The sequence below is a fragment of the Cupriavidus sp. 291-E7 genome (genome assembly GCF_057798835.1).
Window position 1 is genome coordinate 1 of the sequence record NZ_JBYOJV010000034.1, and the last position, 20,116, is coordinate 20,116.

Below are 20,116 nucleotides of genomic sequence, written 5' to 3' on the forward strand. Positions count from 1 at the left end.
CACCGCGCAGGACTCCTGGTCGGGTACGGATGCGCGGGCAAGAGCCCCTGTATCAGTGCAGCCGTCCCAGCATTCCTTACCGCGGCACGCGTGCCGGGTTGCTCATGACTCTCCTTGCGTCACACACAACGGGGCGCTGTGTGCCCTGTCGCGGTTGTTACCGATGTCCCCAATGTCGCTACGTCGCTGATGTCACCAAGCGTGTGGCGTCAAGCGGGCGTGATGTTCTGATTCACGCGGAACAGGTTGGCCGGATCGTATTTGCGCTTGATCTGCGCCAGTCGCGCATAGTTGTCGCGATAGGAGGCCCGCACGTTGTCATTGCCCTCGTCCATCATCATGTTGATGTAGCCACCGCCAGCAGAGTGCGCATGCAGGGCGAGCCAGTAGTCCTTCGCCCACTGCACGATGCGATCGTTGTTGGCGGGGTCGGGATCCACACCGACAATCACGCTGGCGAAGTTGGCATCGCGGTAGCTGAACGCCGTTTCGTCGCATCCGGCGCGATGCGCTGCGCCGTTGATCGGATACAGGTGCATGGTCGAGTGCATCGACGGCAGCTGCTGCCCGTACTTGATGTGCAGATCGATGGCCTTGTCGCTGAGGTCGCTGACAAAATCGGCCTTCCAGTACCACTGCAGGCCCGCCGGATACAGTCCGTCGAACAGGCTCTGCAAAACGGGCCAGGGGATGGGACCGGCGAAGTCCACCGCTGGCGGCATGGCCTCGCGAATCGGACGAAAATGTGTGTCGGCCTCATCGCGCGGGCCGGTATAGCACCACACCACCGCGCACATCTTCTGCAGGTGCACTTCCTCCGGGAAGGGCGGCGCGGGCGGCACGGTGACGAAACCGAACCAGCCGTTGATATGTTCGGGCGCGCTCAGGATGAAGTCGCGCCACCATTTCATCAGCTCGCGGGCCTGGCCCATCGGCCACAGCATCGGGCCGCCATAGACCGTGGCAACGGGATGAGCCTTCAATTCGAACGTCGTCACCACGCCGAAATTGCCGCCGCCGCCGCGCAGCGCCCAGAACAGGTCGGCGTTCTCTTCGTCGCTCGCGGTGACAATGCGCCCGTCGGCCAGCACGACCTCTGCGCTGAGCAGATTGTCGATCGTCAGGCCGTAGGCGCGGCTAAGGTAGCCGATGCCGCCGCCAAGCGTGAGTCCGCCCACCCCGGTGGTCGAGATGAAGCCGCTCGGCGTCGCCAGCCCGTAGGCGCTCGCGGCGTGATCCACGTCGCCCCAGGTGCAGCCCCCGCCCACCCGCAACGTCTTGCGACCCGGGTCGACAAACACGCCCTTCATGGGCGAAAGGTCGATGACGATCCCCCCGTCGCATGTGCCGAGCCCGGCACCATTGTGGGCGCCGCCCCGTACGGCCAGGAGCATCCCGCTGTCTCGCGTGGCGTTCACCACCGCGACCACGTCCGCCACATCGGCGCAGCGTGCGATGAGAGCCGGACGCTTGTCGATCATGCCGTTGTACACGGCGCGCGCCTGGTCGTAGGCAACGTCGCCCGGCGCAATCAGTTGCCCCCGAAAATGCGCCTTGAGTGCGGTGGCGACGGATTCGCTCAACGAAACTTGCATGGTTGCCTCCTGTCTGTTCATGTCGGGACCCTGACCGACCCTTTGCGGTACGTGTCCGGTTGGTATGCAGGAGTTTTAGTAACCTCGGCGTTTCGAAAGCGTTAGGTGAGCCGTTAATTGGGAGAAATTGGGGCCCCCTCCTCCCGACCGTGCGCGGCAATCGTGCGGCGGTCGCGTGGAAGCTAACGGGCGAGTAACGCCTGCGCCCGAATGATGTCGGGCTGATCAAAGCCCTCGCTGAATCGCGAAAGCGTCGCCTCGACCTCATGAAGCGGGTTGTCACGCGCCTGGGCGGCGTGCAACGCTGTCCATGACAGGGTGGCGCGCAGCGCAAGCGGCAGCGCGCGCTGGGTGGTGGCGATCTCGATCGCCCTGGCCAGCGATGACTCGACCTCGTCGACATCGGCGCCGCTGCGTCGCAGCAATTCACCGCGCAGCCGATACAACTCGGCATCGACCCAGTGCTCTCCAGTACGCTCGGCACATGCGAACGCCTGATCCAAAGCCGCCAGCGCGCCCGCGGTCTCGCCAACATCGCCCAGGCACTCGGCCAGCATGGCGAGATACAGCGGCAGACGCAGTCGCGCGCCCGTCGCATGAAACCCGTCGATCGCCGCCTGCATCGCCGCCACCGCGTCGGCGCAGGGCGACTGCCTGGCGTTCGCCCACGCGCTCAGCACCCCGGACCACGCGAGGTAATAGCCGACGTGGTACTGCCCGGCGATCTCGTGTGCCTGACGGGCATAGTGAAGGGTCGGGCCAGGCTCATGCCGCAGCGCGTACTGTGTTGCCAGATAGGACAGCGCAAGCGCCTGGGAGAACGGGTGCGCAACACGGTTCGCCAGCGCCAGCGCCTCGTGTCCGCGCTGAAGGGCCTGATCGGCAAGCCCCCTGAACCACAATGCATGCGCCGACCACGCGGTGGCCAGCACGCCGAAGTTGGCGCCCATCAGGGACGCGTGTTCAGGATGCTGGGCTTCGTCGTAAGCGCGGTGCGCGCGTTGATACGCTGGCTCGGCAGCGACCCAGTCGCCCTGCTGCACGAGACTCCCCATGATGCTGGTCCATGCCATCACCGCGTAGGTATCGGCGCCCTGCGGCGCCAATCCCGCGATCAGTTCCTCGCTCAGGCTACGTGCCTGGGCGAGTTCCGCCCGCACGGCCAGGAAAAATGAAAGGCTGACCTGGGCGCGTGCCTGCTGACTGCTGTCACCTGCCACCCGGCTCAGTTCCACCGCGCGTCGCAGCGGCGCCTCCAGTTCAGGCGCCGCCCAGCCCCGGGCGATGCGAATCGGTGGCGCCAAGTCAAGCTGCAGGGCGAGCGACTGGGCGGCCCGCGCCTGGGGATCGGCGATCCGGTCGGCCTGCGCCAGCCCGCGAGTCAGCAATGCAATCGCATCGTCATAGGCATACACGCGCTGTGCCACCCCGGCCGCGCGCCGATAAAACGCCGCCGCCTGATCCGGAAGCCCCGCGTGCTCGTAGTGCGAGGCGATCTGCGCACTGGCCGCATCCAGCGCGTCCAGTGCGTCGACTGCATTGCTCTGCCCGGGTGCGACATGCACGTCGGACGGGCTACGTGGCCCGTGCTCGAGCGCCTGCGCCACACGCAAATGCAGGCGGCGGCGCTGCAGCGGGCTCACTTCCGCGTATGCCACATCGCGGATCTTGTCATGGCTGAAGTCGAACCCCAGGACAGCGCCGTCGGTCTGGCGCACGATGCGCCGCTGCCACAGTGCATCCAACGCGCCGGCCAGCGCATCCTCGTCGAGGTCGCTTGCCTGCGCGAGGATATCCATCGTGAACGCGCGACCAATGATTGCCGCCACCCCCACAATCTCGCGGGCGCCGGGAGGCAACTCCGCCAGCCGGCTCGATATGACGGTGTACACTTTGGGCGGCAACTTCGATGCCATGCCGCCCTGGGTGTCCCCGGCCAACGAGGTGTCGGAGTGAGACCGCATCATTTCGACCGCAAACAGCGGGTTGCCTTCGCTCTCCGCGAAGAGTCGCGTTGCCTCCGCGTCGGCCAGCGGCCGGTCGAGGATCTGTGCCGCGATCTTTGCCGTTTCGGCGGCATCCAGCGTTCCCAATGGGATCTCGATGCACTGGTCGTCGCGGCGCAGGGCATCGAGCAGCCGGTTTGCCGCGTGTAGCGGCAGCAGTTCCTCGGGGCGCGCCGTCGCAACCAGCATGAGCCTTGCCGCCACGTCAAAACGCATCAGAAAGCGCAGCCATTCGAGCGTCTCGTGGTCGCACCATTGCAGGTCGTCGAGCAGCAGCAACAGCGGGCCGCCCTGCGCCAGCACCGCCCGGGCAAGCGCCTCGAAGAACCGCTGGCGTTGCCAGTATTCGGTCAGTGGCGAGGGCGCCGACAGTCCGGATTGCTGCGTAAGGAGTTCGGGCAACAGGCGCGTGACCTCGGTCAGCCACGGCGCTTCGAGCTTGCCGACCGCGCCGCTCAGAGCAGGGCTGCGCAGCCAACCCGTCACCGGCGCAAACGCGAGCTGTCCCTCGGCCGCATAGGCGCGCGCATACGCCACGCAGATGCCTTGCTCGGCCAGATGGACGCGCAGCTCCTCGGCCAGGCGCGATTTACCGATGCCGGCTTCGCCTACGATCAGGACAAACTGCTTGTCGCCCAGTTGGGCCCGTTGCCAGACTTCAAGCAGCCGGCGCCATTCGCCATGCCGACCAATCAGCGGAAACATTGCATCCCGCGCGCGCGGACGCGGGATGCAATGTGGCGATGATCCGGCTTCCTTGGCAGCCTGCCCGGCCGCCTTCGCAGCCTGCACAGCCTGCACAGCCTGCGCGCCCTGTGCAGCCTGGGCAGCCTGGGCAGCCAGCCGCGCATAGGCCTCGCGCATGGGTTCGCTGGGCAGGACGCCCAACTCGCGGGCAAGCGTCTCCACGCAGCTCCGATAAGCGCGCATGGCCGATGCGTGATCGTGATTGAGCGCATGCAGGCGCATCAGCGCCAGGCACGTGGGTTCCCGGCACGGGTCAAGGCGCTGCAACTGCTGCGCGTACTTCAACGCCTTGACATAGTCTCGCCGGTCCTCGCTCAGTTGCGCGAGGCGCGCGAGCGCCGAGATGCACTGTTCGCGCAGCCTTTCGCGCTCGGGGTGGATCCACTCGTCAAAGCAATTGGCCAGCAGGTCCCCTCGATAGAGATCCGCGGCATGCGTGAGCTGTTCTTCTTCAGCGCTGGCGTCGTCGTGCCTCAATGCCCTGGCCGCGGCCGCCAGCGCAAACTGAAACTGCTCGACATCTAGTTCCAATGCCGAGTCGGCCAGCCATCGCACCGTCTGCGTGTCGGCGTGGACAAACTGATCTGCCTCCGGCCAGGCCCTGCGCAGCTGAAACAGCAGTTGGCGCAGAGCGTTGCGGGCCTGCGCCTGCGAGGCGTCCGGCCAGAACAGAACGGCGAGTTGCTGTCGCGTCTGCGGTGCATCGCGATGCAGGACAAGGCAGGCGAGCAGCGCCTGCAGGCGCGAGGCGTTCGCGTTGAACTGGGGCGCACCGGTGCCGTCGAGCTGGAACTCGCCAAACAAACGGACGGAGAAGCGGGTCTGGGGCATCATGCTGGAGCGCGGAACGGCACAAAGCGATGAGGACCTCCTACTGGCAGCGCGGTGCGCACTGCGGCTGCGCGCGTGCGGATACTCGCCGGCCCGCGCGAGCGCCATTGGCCACTATACTCGGGTTGGCACGTCCCAGCCGGCCGAAGTGATAGGTACAAGCCAACTACAGCGGCAGCCGCGGTGGCCCCGCTCAGGCAACCGACTCGCTCGCGCTTGCATGATCATGGATCGGCAAGCGCGAGAGGCACGGCATTGCACCTACCTGTCCAGCGCGTCGTGGCGGAACGCTCGAAAGGCTCGCCACATCTCTCTTGCGAAGATTTCGGGCTCTTCGAACGCGGCGAAGTGCCCGCCCGCCTCTACCCGATTCCAATAGAAGATGTTGCTCCACGCCTGCTCGGCCCAGTGGCGCGGCGGATTGAAGGTTTCGGCGGGAAACAGGCTGGCACCCATTGGGACTTCGATCTTTCCGCCGCCGGAGCGCCCTGGCGAGAAGAACTCATGGCTGCCAATCGTATGCCCCACGCCTTCCCAGTACAGGCGCGAAGCGGATGTGCCAGTGCCGGTGAACCAATATAGCGAGATGTCATCCAGCATCTGATCGCGCGTCAGCGCATCCTCCGGATTGCCTGCGTTATCTGACCAGTCCCAGAATTTCTCATAGATCCACATCGCCAGCGCCAGCGGTGAATCGTTCAGCGCGTAGCCGATGGTCTGGGGCCGGGTGTTCATCTGATCCGCGTAGCCGGTGCCCTTGGTAACGAAATATTCGATGCCGGCCAGGGCCTTCAGTTCTTCCTTCGTTGGACGCGCAGGCAATTCGGCAGGCACCACCATTGGCAGGTTCACGTGTGCGGCAATCAAACCGTCCGGCTTCTGGCTGGCGAGCGCGGTGGTGATCGCCGAGCCCCAGTCTCCGCCCTGGGCTACCCAGCGTCGGTAGCCCAGGCGCTCGTTCATCAGCACCGACCAGGCGCTGGCGATACGGCCCGGATTCCAACCGAGTTCACGCGGCTTGTCGGAAAAGCCGTAGCCGGGAATCGCGGGCACGACGACGTGAAAGGCGTCTTCCGCGTTGCCGCCAAACCGGGTCGGATCGGTCAGCCGCTCTATCACATCCAGGAACTCGGCGACCGAACCCGGCCAACCGTGCGTCAGCAGAATGGGCATCGCATTCTCGTGCCGGCTACGCGCGTGGATGAAATAGATGCCTACGCCATCGATCAAGGTCCGGAATTGCGGAAACCCATTCAGACGTGTTTCGAACTTGCGCCAGTCATAGTGATGAAGCCAGTGGTCCACCAGTGCCTGCGCGGCCGCCAGAGGCACCCCTTGAGACCAGTCGTCGACCAGTTCGCGGTCCGGCCATCGGATCAGCTTGAGCCGCATCTGCAAATCGTCGATGGCGGCCTGGGGAACGTGGACTTCGAACGCTGTAACGTCTTCAGTGGCTGGCGCCAGCACCAGGTTCCGAAGCTCAACGCGAGGGGTGGAAACAGACACGGGAATACTCCTGAGGTGATGCGACCGGCACTTGGAAACTGCGGGCTGCGTCGGTCAAAGTTATTTACTGTAGCGATCGCTACAATGCTAACCGCATCCGCTCTCGCCGGGCAAGTTTTTTTAGCACTCGCTACAATCGGTGTATCCTAGCGTCCATGACGCGCAAAATTGGATTCGATTTCGAGCAGACGCTGCACAACGCCACCATGCTGTTTTGGCAGCGTGGCTATGCGGCGACGGGGCTGCGCGATCTTCTGAAGGTGATGAAGATTGGCGAAGGCTCCTTTTACAACTCGCACAAGAGCAAGAAGCAGCTCTACCTGAATTGCCTGCAGCACTACCAGGATCTGGTGGTGAGCCCACGCATCGACGCCTTGCTGACTGCGCCCACTGCCGCGGCCGGAATCCGGGCTTTTTTCGATGATGTGCTGAACACGCTGGACAACCCCGAAACACCTTCGCGGCTTTGCATGGTTGCGGCGATGGAGGTCGAAGAAGTACTGGCCGAAGCCGAATTGCGGCATCAGCTCGAGCAGAACCTGTCGCAGTTGCAGACGCTTATGTTTGAGCGCCTGCGTGACGACAAGGGCCAAGGGCTACTACCCGCCACGGTAGACCCACTCATCGCGGCGCAAGTCATCATCACGTTCCTGCAAGGCCTCTGGCGCATGGCCTTGCTGGGCTATGACCGAAAGCGGTTCTCGACACAGATCGACGCGTTGCTGACTGGCCTCGGACTCTGACCCCTGCGACGAGGGGTCTTTCCTTGACGCCGCCTTCTCGCCGTGCCATTCTTCGAAAACGTTTTCGTTAAAAATTCGTTTGAAGGATGCTGCTATGCATATTCGGGAAGGCGGCTGCCTGTGCCGCGCTGTCCGCTACCGCGTGACGTCAGAACCTCAGGCAGTGGCCATCTGCCACTGCTCCCATTGCCAAAAGGCCAGCGGAAGCGCGTTTTCCGTCAATCTCGTGGTCCGCGCGGAGGACTACGAGCAGCACGGTGAAACGCGCTACTTCCTAGACACCGGTGACAGCGGCATGCCGTCATACCGCCATTTCTGTGCGCAATGCGGGTCACCGGTCGTCACCAAGGCCACAAATCTTCCAGACATGTTGCTGGTCAAGGCCGGCACCCTCGACGACCCGAGCGGACTATGGCCGGATCTCGAAATCTACGTCGACCATGCGGCGCCGTGGCACGCGCCGGCGGAAGGCGCAAGGCGCTTCCCGCAAGCCCCGACGGCTTAAGCGGCCATGCCCCGATTCCCTCCTTCGGCCAGCGTCGAAAACGATTACTTACTCCACCTGGTCGCCGGCGCGGAAAGTTGGGCACCCAAAGTACCCTATCTCAAAGGACAACCATGAGTTTTCAGAGCATCAACCCGGCGACGGGACAACTCGTCAAGGAATTCCCGCTGCAATCGGATGCCGAGGTCTTCACGGCGCTGGAAAAGGCCGACCGGCTCTTTCGGGAAGACTGGCGCCTGCGCCCCGTGGCCGAGCGCGCCGGAATCGTCGCCAGAGCTGCCAGGATCCTGCGTGAAAAGCGCGACGAGTACGTGCAATATCCGACGCTCGAAATGGGCAAGGTCACGCGCTTCGGCTACATGGAAATCGATCTGGTCGCCGACATCCTCGACTACTACGCCACGCACGGCGAACGGCTTCTGGCGCCGCAAGCGTTGCCGGGAGAGCCGGGCGCCACGCTGACATCCGAGCCCATCGGCGTAATCCTGGCCATCGAGCCTTGGAATTTTCCGTACTATCAGTTGGCCCGCGTTGCGGCGCCGCAGCTCATCGCCGGGAACGTGGTCATGATGAAGCATGCGGAAAACGTCCCGCAGTGTGCGCTGGCTTTTGAACGTCTGTTCAAGGAAGCGGGCGCACCCGATGGCGCATATACGAACCTGTTCTGCAGCATCGAGCAGATCGGCCATCTGATCGATGACTTCCGTGTGCGCGGCGTGGCGCTCACCGGCAGCGAGCGGGCAGGCGCGTCGGTAGGCGAGCGCGCGGGACGGAATCTGAAGAAGGTGATTCTGGAACTGGGCGGAAGTGACCCCGCCATTATTCTGCCGGGCGCGCCGCTGGACCATGCCGTCGAACAGGTTGTCATGGGGCGCACGTTCAACTCGGGACAAGGCTGCGTCAATATCAAGCGCGTCATTGTCGTCGGCCGCGAACGTGGCGAGCAGATGCTGGCGGCACTGGTGGAAAAGTTTGCCGCGATCAAGGTTGGCGATCCAACCGATGAGTCCACGGTGCTTGGACCCATCGTCAGCGAACGTGCGCTGCAGGGTCTGCTCAAGCAAATCGAGGACGCCCGCGCCGCCGGCGCTCGCATCGTCCACGGCGGTAAGCGTGTCGACCGGCCAGGTTTCTTTCTGGAGCCGACGATCGTCACCAATATCGCCAAGGACAATCCGCTCTACGGGCAGGAGGCGTTCGGCCCGGTGCTTTCCTTCTACATCGTGGATAGCGAGGACGACGCCGTCAACCTTGCCAATGACACCAGCTATGGCCTGGGGGGTTACGTGTTCGATGCGGACGTTGAACACGCCAGGCAGGTAGCTTCGCGCATCGATTCCGGCATGGTTTATATCAATTCCTGCTTTGCCGATTCCCCCGGATTGCCGTTCGGCGGCGTCAAGAATTCTGGCTTCGGCCGAGAGCTTTCCGAGATTGGAATGGGGGAATTTCTAAACCGGAAGCTGACCCGGGTCGGCGGGATCGCATGAATCTCATCTGTCGTACTTGACGATCAGGGGGATCGGCCATGTCGAAGGGCCGATCCCCCTGACGCTCATGCCGGCACTTCGATCCGCATTCCTCGCAGTACATGACCTTGCTGATCGGCTTCAAGTACAGCGTCAGCGTACGGCTTTCCCCTTCAGGCCAGACCACCCGATCCAGCTTGTAGCCATCCCAGCAGCCCAAGGCCTGCAGTGTCTTCCGATCCAGCATCCCGTTCCTCAACAGCCGTCTTAACGGCCATTAGGATACGAAATGTGGAAACTCAGTCCCCGGAATTCCTCGAAGAACCTAAAAAAAGGCCATTCCAAACGGAATGGCCCAAAAGCTCCAAAAGGAGCACCATCCAGTCGCGCCAGGGCTACGTCATCGCCACGGCATTCACTTCCAGTTCCGCGCCATAATGCAGCGCCGGGCAAGGGACGACTGTTCGTGCAGGCGCCGGTCCATCACCCAGGATGCGAGCGTAAAGCTCGTTCACTCGCGGCCAATTGCCAATATCCGCAACGAATATCTGCACGCTGACGAGCTTTTGCATGGAACTGCCTGACGCACGCAATACCGCGCCGATGTTCTCGAAGACCTGCATCACCTGGGCGTCGAGTCCCGGCGGAATAGTCAGATCGTCGCCGGGCAGCAGCGGCAACTGCCCCGAAACGAATACGAAACCATTGGCCTTTACAGCCTGGGAGTAGTGCCCCCTCGGCAGCGGTGCGCTAGCGTGGTTGATGTGTTCGATCATGATGGTTGCCCCGAATTGCCCGCGCGGCGCAGGTGATCCTGCCACAGGGGTTCAAAATTGGTGCCGCGTTTTTCGGTAAAGGCGTCCAACCCTTCCTGCCATTCCACACCCGGCACGTCAGTCACCGATCCCACCACACGCTCCCAGTCGTATCCGGCATGGCCGTGCAGGTGACGCTTCGCCGCGATAAGCGCGCCGGGTGGCGCACTGCCCACGATGGACTTCGCCAGCGCGAAGGCACGCTCCAGGGCGCCGCCCTTGGCCACCACCTCATTGACAATCCCACGCTGCAGCGCCTGCGCAGCGGACAACCGCTGCCCGGTAAGTATCAGTTGCAGTGCCTGCCGCGTGCCCGCCACGTGCTGCAGCAGCGCCAGGCCGGTATTCGGAATCACGCCGCGCGTGACTTCTGGAAGGGCGAACCAGGCGTCCTCTTCCGCGATCACCAGATCGCACGATAGCGAAAGCTCGAAGCCGCCGCCCGCCGCCGGACCGTGCACCGCCGCGATAACGATGCGGTCCTCCTGCACCAGGCTGCGGAACAGCAACGCCGGGTCGGTTTTTGGATCGGCACGTTCCATCCAGCCGTCACGCAAGTCATCGATATTCGCGCCCGCGCAGAACGTGGGGCCGTTGGCCGCTATCACCAGTGCACGGGCGCCGAGCGCGCGAGTCCGGTCGAGGACGTCAAAAAGTTCGCTCACCATGCGCCGCGACAGCGCATTGCGCCTGGGCACGTCGTTCAGCGTGACGATCGCAATGCCATCGCGCATATCGAGGGTCAGGGTCGAGAATGCTTCCATGTCGGGCTCCTGTCGGTTATCGGGATTCGCCGGCGCATGCTACGGGCCCGGTCGGTGCGAGCCGTTCGCGAAAGACGGCGGGCAACGGCGCGGGCCGCCCCGTCTTCGCATCCATCAGCACGCACGTCGCGCTGGCGCGCGCGCAGAGTTTTCCGTTGGCGTAGAGCGCCTGCGCCAGTTCGAACGACGTGTTGCCCGTGCGGACAGGCATGGTGCCGACATCCAGCTCGCCGGGGTACATGACTTCCGCGATGAAGTCGATGGCCAGGTGCGCCACGACGACGTGCCTGTCCTTCATGCTGTCGACCAGCGCGTCCTGCATGAAAACGGCCATCCGCGCCTCCTCGAAGAACGTCGCAATGGCGGCGTTGTTGACGTGCCGGAACTGGTCGGTGTCAGCGTTGCGCAGCTTCAGCTGAACCGCGTATCTCGCCCGCAGTCCTTCCGGAGTGCCTGAGTCCTGAGTCATGAATGCCTCCTTGCCTCTTCCTTGTTTATCGAAAACGTTTTCGAAACAAGTTAGCACGCAGTGAACGAAAGCACAAGCCGAAGGAGATGCCGCGAGGCGGGGACCTGGGTGACTAGCGGGGCCGCGGCGGGCCGTCCGAGGAGCGCAAGATCAACTCGGGCGTCCAGACTTCCTGCAATGTCCGAGGGTCCGCGCCATCCAGCCGAGCAAGCAGCATTTCCACCATGCGGCGCCCAACGTTGTGGGTTTCGGCGGAAAAGGTCGTCAGTGGCGGCGTAATCAGGCGTCCTACCGGATGGTCGTCGCCACCGATCACGCCGATGTCCTGGCCCGCCACCCTGCCCGTCTCGGCAATCGCGCGCATCGCGCCGACGGCCACCATGTCGTGGCCGCAGACCAGCGCCGTGGGCGGATTGGGCAAGGCAAGGAGCTTGCGCGCGGCTCGCAGGCCACCCTCTTCCGTCATGGCCTCCTCGACACACAGTTCGGGGGCGATGTCGATGCCTGCCGCCCGCAGTGCCTGCTCGTAGCCCAGCCGCTCGAAGTAGCTGAACATCAGGAATTCGGGGGAATGAATGAGCGCAATGCGGCGATGGCCCAGCGCGATAAATCGGGCGCAGCCGTCACGGCCCACAACCGTATGGTCGATATCGACGTACGAGAAATCCTGCGAGCTTTCGCTGCGCCCATAGGCAACGAATGGAATGTCTCGCTCCAGCAGGTATTCGATGCGCTCGTCACGACGCCGGGTGCGGCCGAAGAGCAACGCATCCACCCGGTGCTTCTCCACGAGTCGCCGGAACACATTGATCTCTGTCTCCACGGTGCGCCCCGAAGTGATGATCACCTGGAAATTGGTGCCTTCCAGAGCGTCGTCGATGCCAGCCAGCATGTTCAGGAAGAACGGGTGCGCGAACTGAGTCTGAGGCGCGGAAATCACAAAACCGATGGTGTCCGACGACTGTCGGCGCAAGCGCCGCCCGGCCGGGTCGGGGCTGAAACCAAGTTCCGCCGCAGCCTTGAGCACGCGCTCCCGCGTCTCGCGGCTCACATCAGCTCGTCCATTGATGGCTTTCGAGACCGTGCTGACCGACAGATTTAGGTGCGCGGCAAATTCCTTGATGTCCAATTGCGTTCCCCCGTGTGTCTTGCGCGACATTATCGCTCACTTAGGCGCCCTCAGCCATGACGGTTCGAAACCGTTTTTTGAACCCCCAATAGCCTGATCTCTTGACTTGGAGTTTCTCACACCCTACTCTTTCGAAAACGTTTTCGCAAAAACACGTTTTCAGACAACTCAGTGAGGAGATTTCCATGCATCAGCCTTCCCAAGATACCGAACTGTCGATGATTCGAGAGACAGCCCGGCGCTTTGTCCGCCAGCGGCTGGTGCCGCTCGAGCAGCAGATTGAAACCGATGACGAGGTCGACCTGTCCCTGCTCGCCCGTTTGCGTGCCGAAGTGGCCGAACTGGGCCTGTACGGCTTCAATCTGCCGGAATCGATCGGTGGGCCGGGCCTGTCGGCGGCCGCCAAGGTGGTGGTGCTGGAGGAACTGACCTACACCTCCGTCCCGCTGAGCGAAGTCTTCGGGCATCTGCCGCTGCAGCTGGCACAGGTCAATGCGGCGCAGCGCGAGACCTTCCTGCCCGACATCCTGGACGGCACGAAGACGATCACCTACGCGCTGACCGAACCGAATGCGGGCTCCGACCTGGGCGGCCTGAAGACGCGCGCCACGCGTGTGCCGGGTGGCTGGAAGCTGACGGGCAGCAAGCATTTCATCTCGCATGCGGAAACCGCCGACTACATCATCGTGCTGGCGGTGACCGATCCAATGGCTTCGCTGAAGGACCGTTTCGGCACGTTCATCGTCCGCCAGGGCAACCCCGGTGTCGTCGGCATGACGCGCTACAAGAAGATGGGCTGGCGCGGCTACCACCTGAACGGCTTCACGCTGGAAGACTGCTTCGTTCCCGATGCCGATGTACTTGGCGAGCCCACCTCCGGCTTTCTCGGGATGATGAGCTCGATCAACCAGGATCGCCTGCTGTCGGCGAGCCGTTCGCTGGGACTGGCCTCGCGTGGGCACGATATGGCATGTGAGTATGCCAATGAGCGAAAGGCTTTCGGCAGCCCAATCGGGCAGCACCAGGGCATCCAGTTCATGATCGCCGACAACGATGTCGATATCGAAGCCACGCGGCTGCTGATCGCGCGGGCCGCCGAACTGATCGATGCCGGCGATGCCTCGGCGCGCATTGCCGCCTCTCGCGCCAAGCTGTATGCCAGCGAAATGGGTTGCCGGGTGAGCGACCGCGTGCTGCAGATCTTCGGCGGCATGGGCTATATGTGTGAACTGCCCGTCGAACGCTTCTTCCGCGATGCGCGCGCATTCCGCATTGGCGAGGGCACGTCCGAGATGCAAAGGCTCCAGATCGCGCGCGCCGCGCTGGCCCGGTGAGAGGGGGCCCCATGCATCAGCAAATCCTGGACGCGCACGACCCCTCGCTTCCCGCGTTCCACCACGGCGATACGACCGTCAGCCGCCTGGAACTGAAAGCCGCCTCGCAGCGTGCGGCCAGATTTCTCCTGGACATGGGGCTGCGCCGCGGCGACACCATTGCAGTGTGGCTTCCCGATGGTGCCGTCTGGCTGCAGCTATTGTTTGGCGCCGCGCAATTGGGCGTGCTCGTGGTGCCGGTCAGCACCCGGCTGCGTACGGCCGAGGCGCTGCACGTGGTCAGTACCGCTCAGGCCCGGCTGCTCGTGGTGCCCACGCAGTTCCTGGACTTCGATTACGCCGAGGCGGCGTCCGTCATCCAACAGTCGGTCGGCGCGCTGAAACACGTAATCGACGTACCGGTCAGCGGCGGCTTCATGTGGCAATCGCTCAACCCACTCGAATCCTGCGAAGGCACCGCCACGGATCCGTGGTGCACGTTCAGCACCTCGGGCACTACCGGCAAGCCGAAGCTGGCGATGCACACGCAAGGAGGCATCGTCACGCACGCGCTCAACGTCGCCAAGGCAACGGACATGCGCCCCGGCGACGCCACCCTCTGCGCACTTCCGCTGTACGGCGTCATGGGCTTCGTCCTGGCGATTTCGTCGCTGGCGGCTGGCGCGGCCTGCGTGTTCCTGCCCGTATTCAAGCCGCAAGCGGCCGCGGACGCCATCGCGCGGCACCACGTGACGCATTTCTACGGTTCCGATGCGATGCTTCACATGGTGCTCGATGTGCCTGGGTCCAACCTCCGCAGTTGGCGGCGCGGCGGTTTTGCCGAGTTCGCTGGCCTGGGCAAGCGGATCATCGAACAGGCGTGGAACGACTGGAGTGTTCCGCTAACGGCGCTCTATGGCATGTCCGAGTGCTTCGCGCTTGCCGCGATACGTGACGCCGATGCCAGCGCCGACGCGCGGCGCCTGGCCGGCGGGCGCCCCATTTCGTCCGGCATTTCGTTTCGCATCGCCGATCCCGCCACCGGCGAGTCCGTAGCCGAAGGCGATCAAGGTGAACTGCAGCTGCGCGGCTACAACGTCACGGCCGGCTACCTGAACAACCCCGGCGCAACGGCCGACGCGTTCACCGCCGACGGATGGCTGCGCACCGGCGATCTGGCGCGCACGCATGAAGGCGCATTCCAGTACCTGTCGCGGCTCAAGGACACCCTGCGCCTGCGCGGCTATCTCGTCGATCCGGCCGAGATCGAGGAATTCCTGGTCACGCATCCGGGCGTGGCCGCCGCGCAGGTGGTGGGCGTGTACCAGGAGGGCGAAGGCGATGTGGCTGTGGCCTTCGTGCGCGCCGAGCAAGGCGATGTCGTCGAGGCCGACTTGCTGGATTTCTGCAAGCGCGGCATTGCCGGTTTCAAGATACCGCGGCACATCGTCGCGCTGGACAGCTTCCCGCAGGTCGATGGCCCGAATGGCGTCAAGATCCTCAAGCACGTTCTGCGCGATCTTGCCAGGAACCACCTCCAGACCGCGACCAATTCCCACGACAACACAAGGAAGACACGATGAAACAGAAAGACATCCGCTCCGATATCGCCTGGGCCACGCCGACGCGCGTGGTCATTCACGGCATCGATCTGTGCGAGGACATTGTGGGCAAGCTCGATTTCGGGCAGATGGCATTCCTGCAGATCTTCGGCCGCCTGCCCGCGCAAAACGAGCTGCGCATGTTCAACGCGATGATGGTGATCCTGGTGGAGCATGGCATCACGCCGTCCTCGCTGGCCACGCGCATGACGTACTGCGGCGCGCCCGAATCGGTGCAAGCCGCCGTGGCCGCCGGCCTGCTTGGCCTGGGCTCCGTGTTCGTGGGCTCGCTCGACAACGCCGCACGCCTGCTGCAGGAATCGCTGCCGCCGGGTAACGCCGCCAATGCCGATATTGATGTCGATGCGCTCGCAAGCTCGATCGTGTCCGGGTATCGGAGCCGCAAGGAGATCATCCCCGGAATCGGCCATCCGTTTCACAAGCCGATCGACCCACGGACCCCGGCACTGTTCAAGGTGGCAAGGGAAACCGGCTTCGACGGCCCCTACATCCGCCTGATGGAGGCCCTGGGCAAGGAAGCCGAGAAACAAGCCAACCGCGCTCTGCCCGTCAACGTGACGGGGGCTATGGCGGCAGTGGCGTCTGAGATGGGGATTTCGTGGAAGATCTGCCGCGGCCTGGCTGTAGCGGCGCGCTCGGTGGGGCTGGTCGGCCACATCCTCGAGGAGATGCGCCAGCCGATGGCCGAAACGCTGTACCTGCGCATCGAGCACGAGGCCGGCGCGCATCTGCGCCCGGCCGACGAGAGCTGAGCACTGGCGTCACAGCGGGCGGAGGTCTCAGCATGCCAAATATCCCCTGCCCGCGAACGGGCGAAACGCTGTCCACGAGCGAATTGCTCCATCGCGTGCGCGCATGTGTGAAGGATGTCACCACCCATGCGCGGGTGGCGGACGATCTGGACCTGGCCGTGCGCCAGCATCTGGACCGCCTGCTGCGCAACGCCATCGCCACGCAATCGCTGGCGGAAATCGCCGTCGCGCTGGGCAGCGCGGCGGAACTTCACATGTTTCCCGATGCGGCAGTGCTCGACCGATGCACAGAGGTCCTGCGCACTTCGAGTGCATCGGCACTGCGCGCGCTGGTCTGGACCGTTCGTCATCGGCATGCCAGGCATCTGGCGCAGCGAAAGCACGTGCGCTGACTCTTTCTCTTGCGTCCGGCGACCCGGCGTTCTTGCGGATTGGAAAAGGAATGGGGCTCACCGTCTTGCAACGGTGAGCCCCATCTCGTTTTCTTTTGCCTCCGCGATCAATACGGCCGGTATAACTCGAAGCGTTTGCCTCCGTGCATGTAGTCGGCGCGGTAGCCCGCGCGCAGCACCGGATCGGCAAGGAACGTATCGAAGAGACCATCGCGAAGGTACTTGCGCCGGATATGCACGCCAACGACCTGCCCGAAGACCACCCAATGATCGGTCGATGCGCCGTTGAGATCCTTCAACTCCAGCACATTCAACAGGCGGCATTCCATCACCGCGGGTGACGCCGCGACATGCGGCACCTGGATAGCGTTTCCTGCCGCCGCCTCGATCCCGGCCAGCCGGAATTCGTCCACGCCATGCTCGACCGGCTCCGACGTGGCGTTCATCTGTTCGGCCAGTTCGCGGCTGACGAAATTCCAGGCGAACTCACGTGTTGCCACGATATTGCGCACGCTGTCCTTGTATCCCTCGCTTGAGAACGCGATGACGTACGGACTGGAGCATACCGCCGAGCAAAAGCTGTAAGGCGCCAGGTTGGCGTTACCCGAGCCATCCAGGCTCGAAATCCAGCCGATGATGCGCGGCGCCACGATGGCCTTGAACGGGTCGTGCGGCAGGCCGTGGCCGGCTTCGGGGCGAAAGAAATAGGCGTCGTCTTTCATGATGTGTCGAGTTGCAAGTGATAAAGCGGCGCATGCCCCCGTTGCCAGGAAACATGCGCCGCACGTGGCCCAGTTGCGCCCTGCGGGCGGCGCCATGCCTATTCGAGCTGCGCGCCCGATGCCTTGACCTTTTCCGCCGCAAGCGCCCGCTCCTTGACCAGCACCTTTGCAAATTCCTGCGGCGAGTCAAGCACGGGCTCCAGCGCGAATTTTTCGAGATTCTCGCTCCTGAATTGGGGCATCGTGGCCACCTTCTTCACATCGGCATAAATCTTCTGGCGCAGCGCCTCGGGCGTGCTGCCGGGCGCCAGCAGAACCAACGGGATGCTCGCGTCGACGTTCGGAAAGCCGGCCTCGGCAAACGTGGGCACATTGGGCAGGATCGAGGCGCGGTGCTTGCCGCCAATCGCCAATGCCTTCACCTTGCCGCCCAGCGCATACGGCCCGATCACCGATGCGGCACCAATGGTCAACTGGATAGTGCCGGCCATGACGTCCTGAATCGCGGGCGCCACGCCCTTGTAAGGGACATGGACCATCTCGATACCGCTCTCCTTTGCAAACCACGCCATCGACAGGTGCGTGTCATTGCCGATGCCCGAGGAGCCATAGGTGACTTGCCCCGGATGGGCCTTCGCATACGACACCAGGCTGCGCAGGTCGGTGACGGGCAGCCCGTTCGACGCGGCGACGACCATGTTGGCCACGGCCACGCGGGTGACCGGCGCCAGTTCCTTGATGGGGTCGTAAGGCAGCTTCTTGAAGACAAAGAGGTTCAGGGTGGCTGCCGCGTCCGAGGCCAATAACAGCGTGTAACCATCACCTGGCGCCTTGGCAACGGCGGCCGCGGCTATCACTTCGTTGCCGCCGGGCCGGTTGTCCACCACCACCGGCTGCCCCCATTGCTGGGAAAGCTTTGCCGACAAGGCGCGCGCCAGATTGTCGAAAGGCCCACCCGCCGCATAGGGCACGACCAGCCGCACCGGCTTGGAGGGCCACCCCGTCTGCGCACCTGCGCTGCCGGCCAGGCACACGGTTACCACGCACAACATCTTCAAGCGTTTCATGCTCCATCTCCTGCGTTTTCGAAATCGTTTTCGTTATTCGTTACGTGCAAGATAGGCCGCTGCATGCAGTTAGTCAATGCGGACCAACTTTTATCAGGGAAAATACGGACTCACGATTACGATAACGTTTTCGATAGAGTGCACACTTCTGCATCGACAGGTGCAACGATCACCCGCTGGGCGCCGAATCCGCCCCATTTCGTCCCAGGACAGCCATGCCCATCGAATTCCATATCATCGACGACGCCATCGCGCGGATCGTCATCAACCGGCCGGAGCGCCACAACGCGTTGGACGTAGCGCACGACCAGGAGCTGGCCAGTGCCTGGCAGCGCTACAACAGCGATCCGCGCTTGAAGGTTGCCATCCTGTCCGGTGCGGGCGGCCGCGCATTCTGCACGGGCGCGGATATCGGCGACTATCTTCCCTATCGGCGTGCCATCGCGGCCGGGGAGGCACCGACCAGGGTCATCAGCTTTGGCGGAATGACCGGCGCCCACGACATCGCCAAACCCACGATTGCCGCGATCGATGGCCTCTGCATGGCCGGGGGCCTGGAACTCGCGCTTGCCAGCGATATCCGTATCGCCACACCCGAATCGCGCTTCGCGCTGCCCGAAGTACGCCTCGGCATCCTGCCCGGTGGTGGTGGCACGCAACGGCTGGCAAAGGTGGTGGGCCTCGGCGTGGCCATGCGGATGATTCTGACCGGCGACACGTTCGATGCAAACTTCGCGCTCGGACACGGCCTTGTCTGCGAGCTTGCCCCGCGTGATGCGTTGGAACAGGTCGCGCTGGCAATCGCGCGGCGAATCGCCGGCAACGGCCCCCTTGCGGTTGCCGCAGCTCGGCACGCCGTGATGGCCAGCTATGACGAGGGGCTTGAAGACTCGCTGCTTGAAGAATCCGCGCTGCAGCGCCAGTTGCTACTGACACGCGACGCTGACGAAGGCATTGCGTCTTTCACGGAACGCCGCACGGCCGCTTATAGCGGCCGTTGATATGGAGAAGCGCCGCCCGTGCCAAGCGGCGGTCCCGAATTGCTGTTTCTCGGTTATTCCCGGACTACCGCGGCCGGATGCCCGCGCGGTGCGCTGCCGCCTGAACGCCATAGACCGCTGCCGCCGTCACGAGTCCGGTAATTAGGACGCCCTGAAACCCGAGCAACACCGCGACGAAGCGGCCTACTCCCGTGATGGGTATCACGTCACCGTAGCCAATCGTCAACGCGGTGATGGCGCAGAAATAAGCCACCTGACTCAGGGAGGCAGGCGCTCGCGTGACTGCATCCACGGCCCCGCCCACGTAGCACATGACGATCGACAACACGATGTAGGTCGACAGCAGAATGAACAGCAGTCCGCGCAAATGTGAAAGTACCCTGGCGAATTCGCGTATCGCATCGCGCGGCTGAATACGGGCATAGGCAGCGGATTCTTCGGCGGGATTGTCCATATAACCCTCCTCGGCGGTTCTCTCTTTTGAGTTTTGGTAATCTGAGCCTAGACTCGGCTTCCACAAGGCGCACGGGCAAACCGCTTGCCCGTGACTGGTCGATAACATCGCATCTGCCAGCGGAGGCCCCCTGTGACGCAGGAAAGCTAAGCAGGGCCTCGCCAATGGAATTCAGAAGGTCACTTCTGGCGACCCGGATCAGTTGGGCAAGCAT

18 protein-coding genes and 1 pseudogene are annotated in these 20,116 nt (G+C 63.6%); 8 read left to right on the forward strand and 11 right to left on the reverse strand.

From position 1 onward, the window contains the following. Window positions 1-209 precede the first annotated feature (209 nt). The 3 genes from AC3FLX_RS31690 to AC3FLX_RS31700 form a co-directional block, all read right to left on the reverse strand. Entirely contained in the window at window positions 210-1,595 is a 1,386-nt protein-coding gene (locus AC3FLX_RS31690) for an FAD-binding oxidoreductase (protein ID WP_488701281.1), read from the reverse strand. Between the two features lie 182 nt (window positions 1,596-1,777). Continuing rightward, on the reverse strand, window positions 1,778-5,182 hold the full coding sequence (locus AC3FLX_RS31695) for an AfsR/SARP family transcriptional regulator (protein ID WP_488701282.1): 3,405 nt from the start codon (window positions 5,180-5,182) through the stop codon (window positions 1,778-1,780). A gap of 258 nt (window positions 5,183-5,440) precedes the next feature. Then, window positions 5,441-6,685 (reverse strand): epoxide hydrolase family protein, encoded by a 1,245-nt coding sequence (locus tag AC3FLX_RS31700; RefSeq protein WP_488701283.1) that lies wholly within the window; start codon window positions 6,683-6,685, stop codon window positions 5,441-5,443. A gap of 155 nt (window positions 6,686-6,840) precedes the next feature. Here AC3FLX_RS31700 and AC3FLX_RS31705 point away from each other — a divergent pair, with 155 nt between their 5' ends. The 3 genes from AC3FLX_RS31705 (at window position 6,841) to AC3FLX_RS31715 (ending at window position 9,423) form a co-directional block, all read left to right on the forward strand. Continuing rightward, window positions 6,841-7,428 (forward strand): TetR/AcrR family transcriptional regulator, encoded by a 588-nt coding sequence (locus AC3FLX_RS31705; RefSeq protein WP_488701284.1) that lies wholly within the window; start codon window positions 6,841-6,843, stop codon window positions 7,426-7,428. A gap of 94 nt (window positions 7,429-7,522) precedes the next feature. After that, the gene (locus AC3FLX_RS31710) at window positions 7,523-7,933 is read left to right on the forward strand and encodes a GFA family protein (protein ID WP_488701285.1); all 411 of its coding nucleotides are present in this window, start codon (window positions 7,523-7,525) and stop codon (window positions 7,931-7,933) included. Between the two features lie 113 nt (window positions 7,934-8,046). Further along, window positions 8,047-9,423 (forward strand): NAD-dependent succinate-semialdehyde dehydrogenase, encoded by a 1,377-nt coding sequence (locus AC3FLX_RS31715; RefSeq protein ID WP_488701320.1) that lies wholly within the window; start codon window positions 8,047-8,049, stop codon window positions 9,421-9,423. Between the two features lie 70 nt (window positions 9,424-9,493). On the opposite strand, the pseudogene AC3FLX_RS31720 reads toward AC3FLX_RS31715, so the two are convergent. The 5 genes and pseudogenes from AC3FLX_RS31720 to AC3FLX_RS31740 all read right to left on the reverse strand — a co-directional run. Then, window positions 9,494-9,649: pseudogene (locus AC3FLX_RS31720) on the reverse strand (ISL3 family transposase); the annotation flags it as partial. Between the two features lie 148 nt (window positions 9,650-9,797). Further along, window positions 9,798-10,178 (reverse strand): RidA family protein, encoded by a 381-nt coding sequence (locus AC3FLX_RS31725; protein ID WP_488701286.1) that lies wholly within the window; start codon window positions 10,176-10,178, stop codon window positions 9,798-9,800. Next, the gene (locus tag AC3FLX_RS31730; RefSeq protein ID WP_488701287.1) at window positions 10,175-10,981 is read right to left on the reverse strand and encodes an enoyl-CoA hydratase/isomerase family protein; all 807 of its coding nucleotides are present in this window, start codon (window positions 10,979-10,981) and stop codon (window positions 10,175-10,177) included. Before AC3FLX_RS31730 ends, AC3FLX_RS31725 begins: the two co-directional genes overlap by 4 nt. A 16-nt stretch (window positions 10,982-10,997) precedes the next feature. Next, a complete protein-coding gene (locus AC3FLX_RS31735) occupies window positions 10,998-11,450 on the reverse strand; it encodes an acyl-CoA thioesterase (protein WP_488701288.1) in 453 nt (150 codons plus the stop codon). A gap of 112 nt (window positions 11,451-11,562) precedes the next feature. Continuing rightward, window positions 11,563-12,609, reverse strand: a complete 1,047-nt coding sequence (locus tag AC3FLX_RS31740) for a LacI family DNA-binding transcriptional regulator (protein WP_488701290.1) — start codon at window positions 12,607-12,609, stop codon at window positions 11,563-11,565. A 155-nt stretch (window positions 12,610-12,764) separates the two neighbouring features. Between AC3FLX_RS31740 and AC3FLX_RS31745 the strand changes: the two genes are divergently transcribed. Genes AC3FLX_RS31745 through AC3FLX_RS31760 form a run of 4 tightly spaced genes read left to right on the forward strand, consistent with a single transcriptional unit; the run spans window position 12,765 to window position 16,658 of the window. Further along, window positions 12,765-13,913, forward strand: coding sequence for an acyl-CoA dehydrogenase family protein (locus tag AC3FLX_RS31745; RefSeq protein WP_488701291.1), 1,149 nt, complete (start codon window positions 12,765-12,767; stop codon window positions 13,911-13,913). Window positions 13,914-13,924: 11 nt separating this feature from the next. Further along, window positions 13,925-15,475 (forward strand): AMP-binding protein, encoded by a 1,551-nt coding sequence (locus AC3FLX_RS31750; protein WP_488701292.1) that lies wholly within the window; start codon window positions 13,925-13,927, stop codon window positions 15,473-15,475. Then, on the forward strand, window positions 15,472-16,266 hold the full coding sequence (locus AC3FLX_RS31755) for a citryl-CoA lyase (protein ID WP_488701293.1): 795 nt from the start codon (window positions 15,472-15,474) through the stop codon (window positions 16,264-16,266). Before AC3FLX_RS31750 ends, AC3FLX_RS31755 begins: the two co-directional genes overlap by 4 nt. Window positions 16,267-16,298: 32 nt before the next feature. Continuing rightward, window positions 16,299-16,658: a hypothetical protein gene (locus AC3FLX_RS31760; protein ID WP_488701295.1), complete on the forward strand. Its 360-nt coding sequence runs from the start codon at window positions 16,299-16,301 to the stop codon at window positions 16,656-16,658. Window positions 16,659-16,765: 107 nt separating this feature from the next. Here the strand turns inward: AC3FLX_RS31760 and AC3FLX_RS31765 are convergent, their stop codons facing one another. Both AC3FLX_RS31765 and AC3FLX_RS31770 read right to left on the reverse strand, forming a co-directional pair. Continuing rightward, window positions 16,766-17,380, reverse strand: a complete 615-nt coding sequence (locus AC3FLX_RS31765) for a flavin reductase family protein (protein WP_488701296.1) — start codon at window positions 17,378-17,380, stop codon at window positions 16,766-16,768. 98 nt (window positions 17,381-17,478) lie between these two features. Continuing rightward, complete coding sequence (locus tag AC3FLX_RS31770; protein WP_488701297.1) at window positions 17,479-18,447, reverse strand: Bug family tripartite tricarboxylate transporter substrate binding protein; 969 nt, start codon at window positions 18,445-18,447, stop codon at window positions 17,479-17,481. Between the two features lie 215 nt (window positions 18,448-18,662). Here AC3FLX_RS31770 and AC3FLX_RS31775 point away from each other — a divergent pair, with 215 nt between their 5' ends. Further along, a complete protein-coding gene (locus AC3FLX_RS31775; RefSeq protein WP_488701298.1) occupies window positions 18,663-19,448 on the forward strand; it encodes an enoyl-CoA hydratase/isomerase family protein in 786 nt (261 codons plus the stop codon). A gap of 64 nt (window positions 19,449-19,512) precedes the next feature. Here the strand turns inward: AC3FLX_RS31775 and AC3FLX_RS31780 are convergent, their stop codons facing one another. Then, window positions 19,513-19,902: a potassium channel family protein gene (locus tag AC3FLX_RS31780; protein ID WP_488701299.1), complete on the reverse strand. Its 390-nt coding sequence runs from the start codon at window positions 19,900-19,902 to the stop codon at window positions 19,513-19,515. Between the last annotated feature and the right edge of the window lie 214 nt (window positions 19,903-20,116).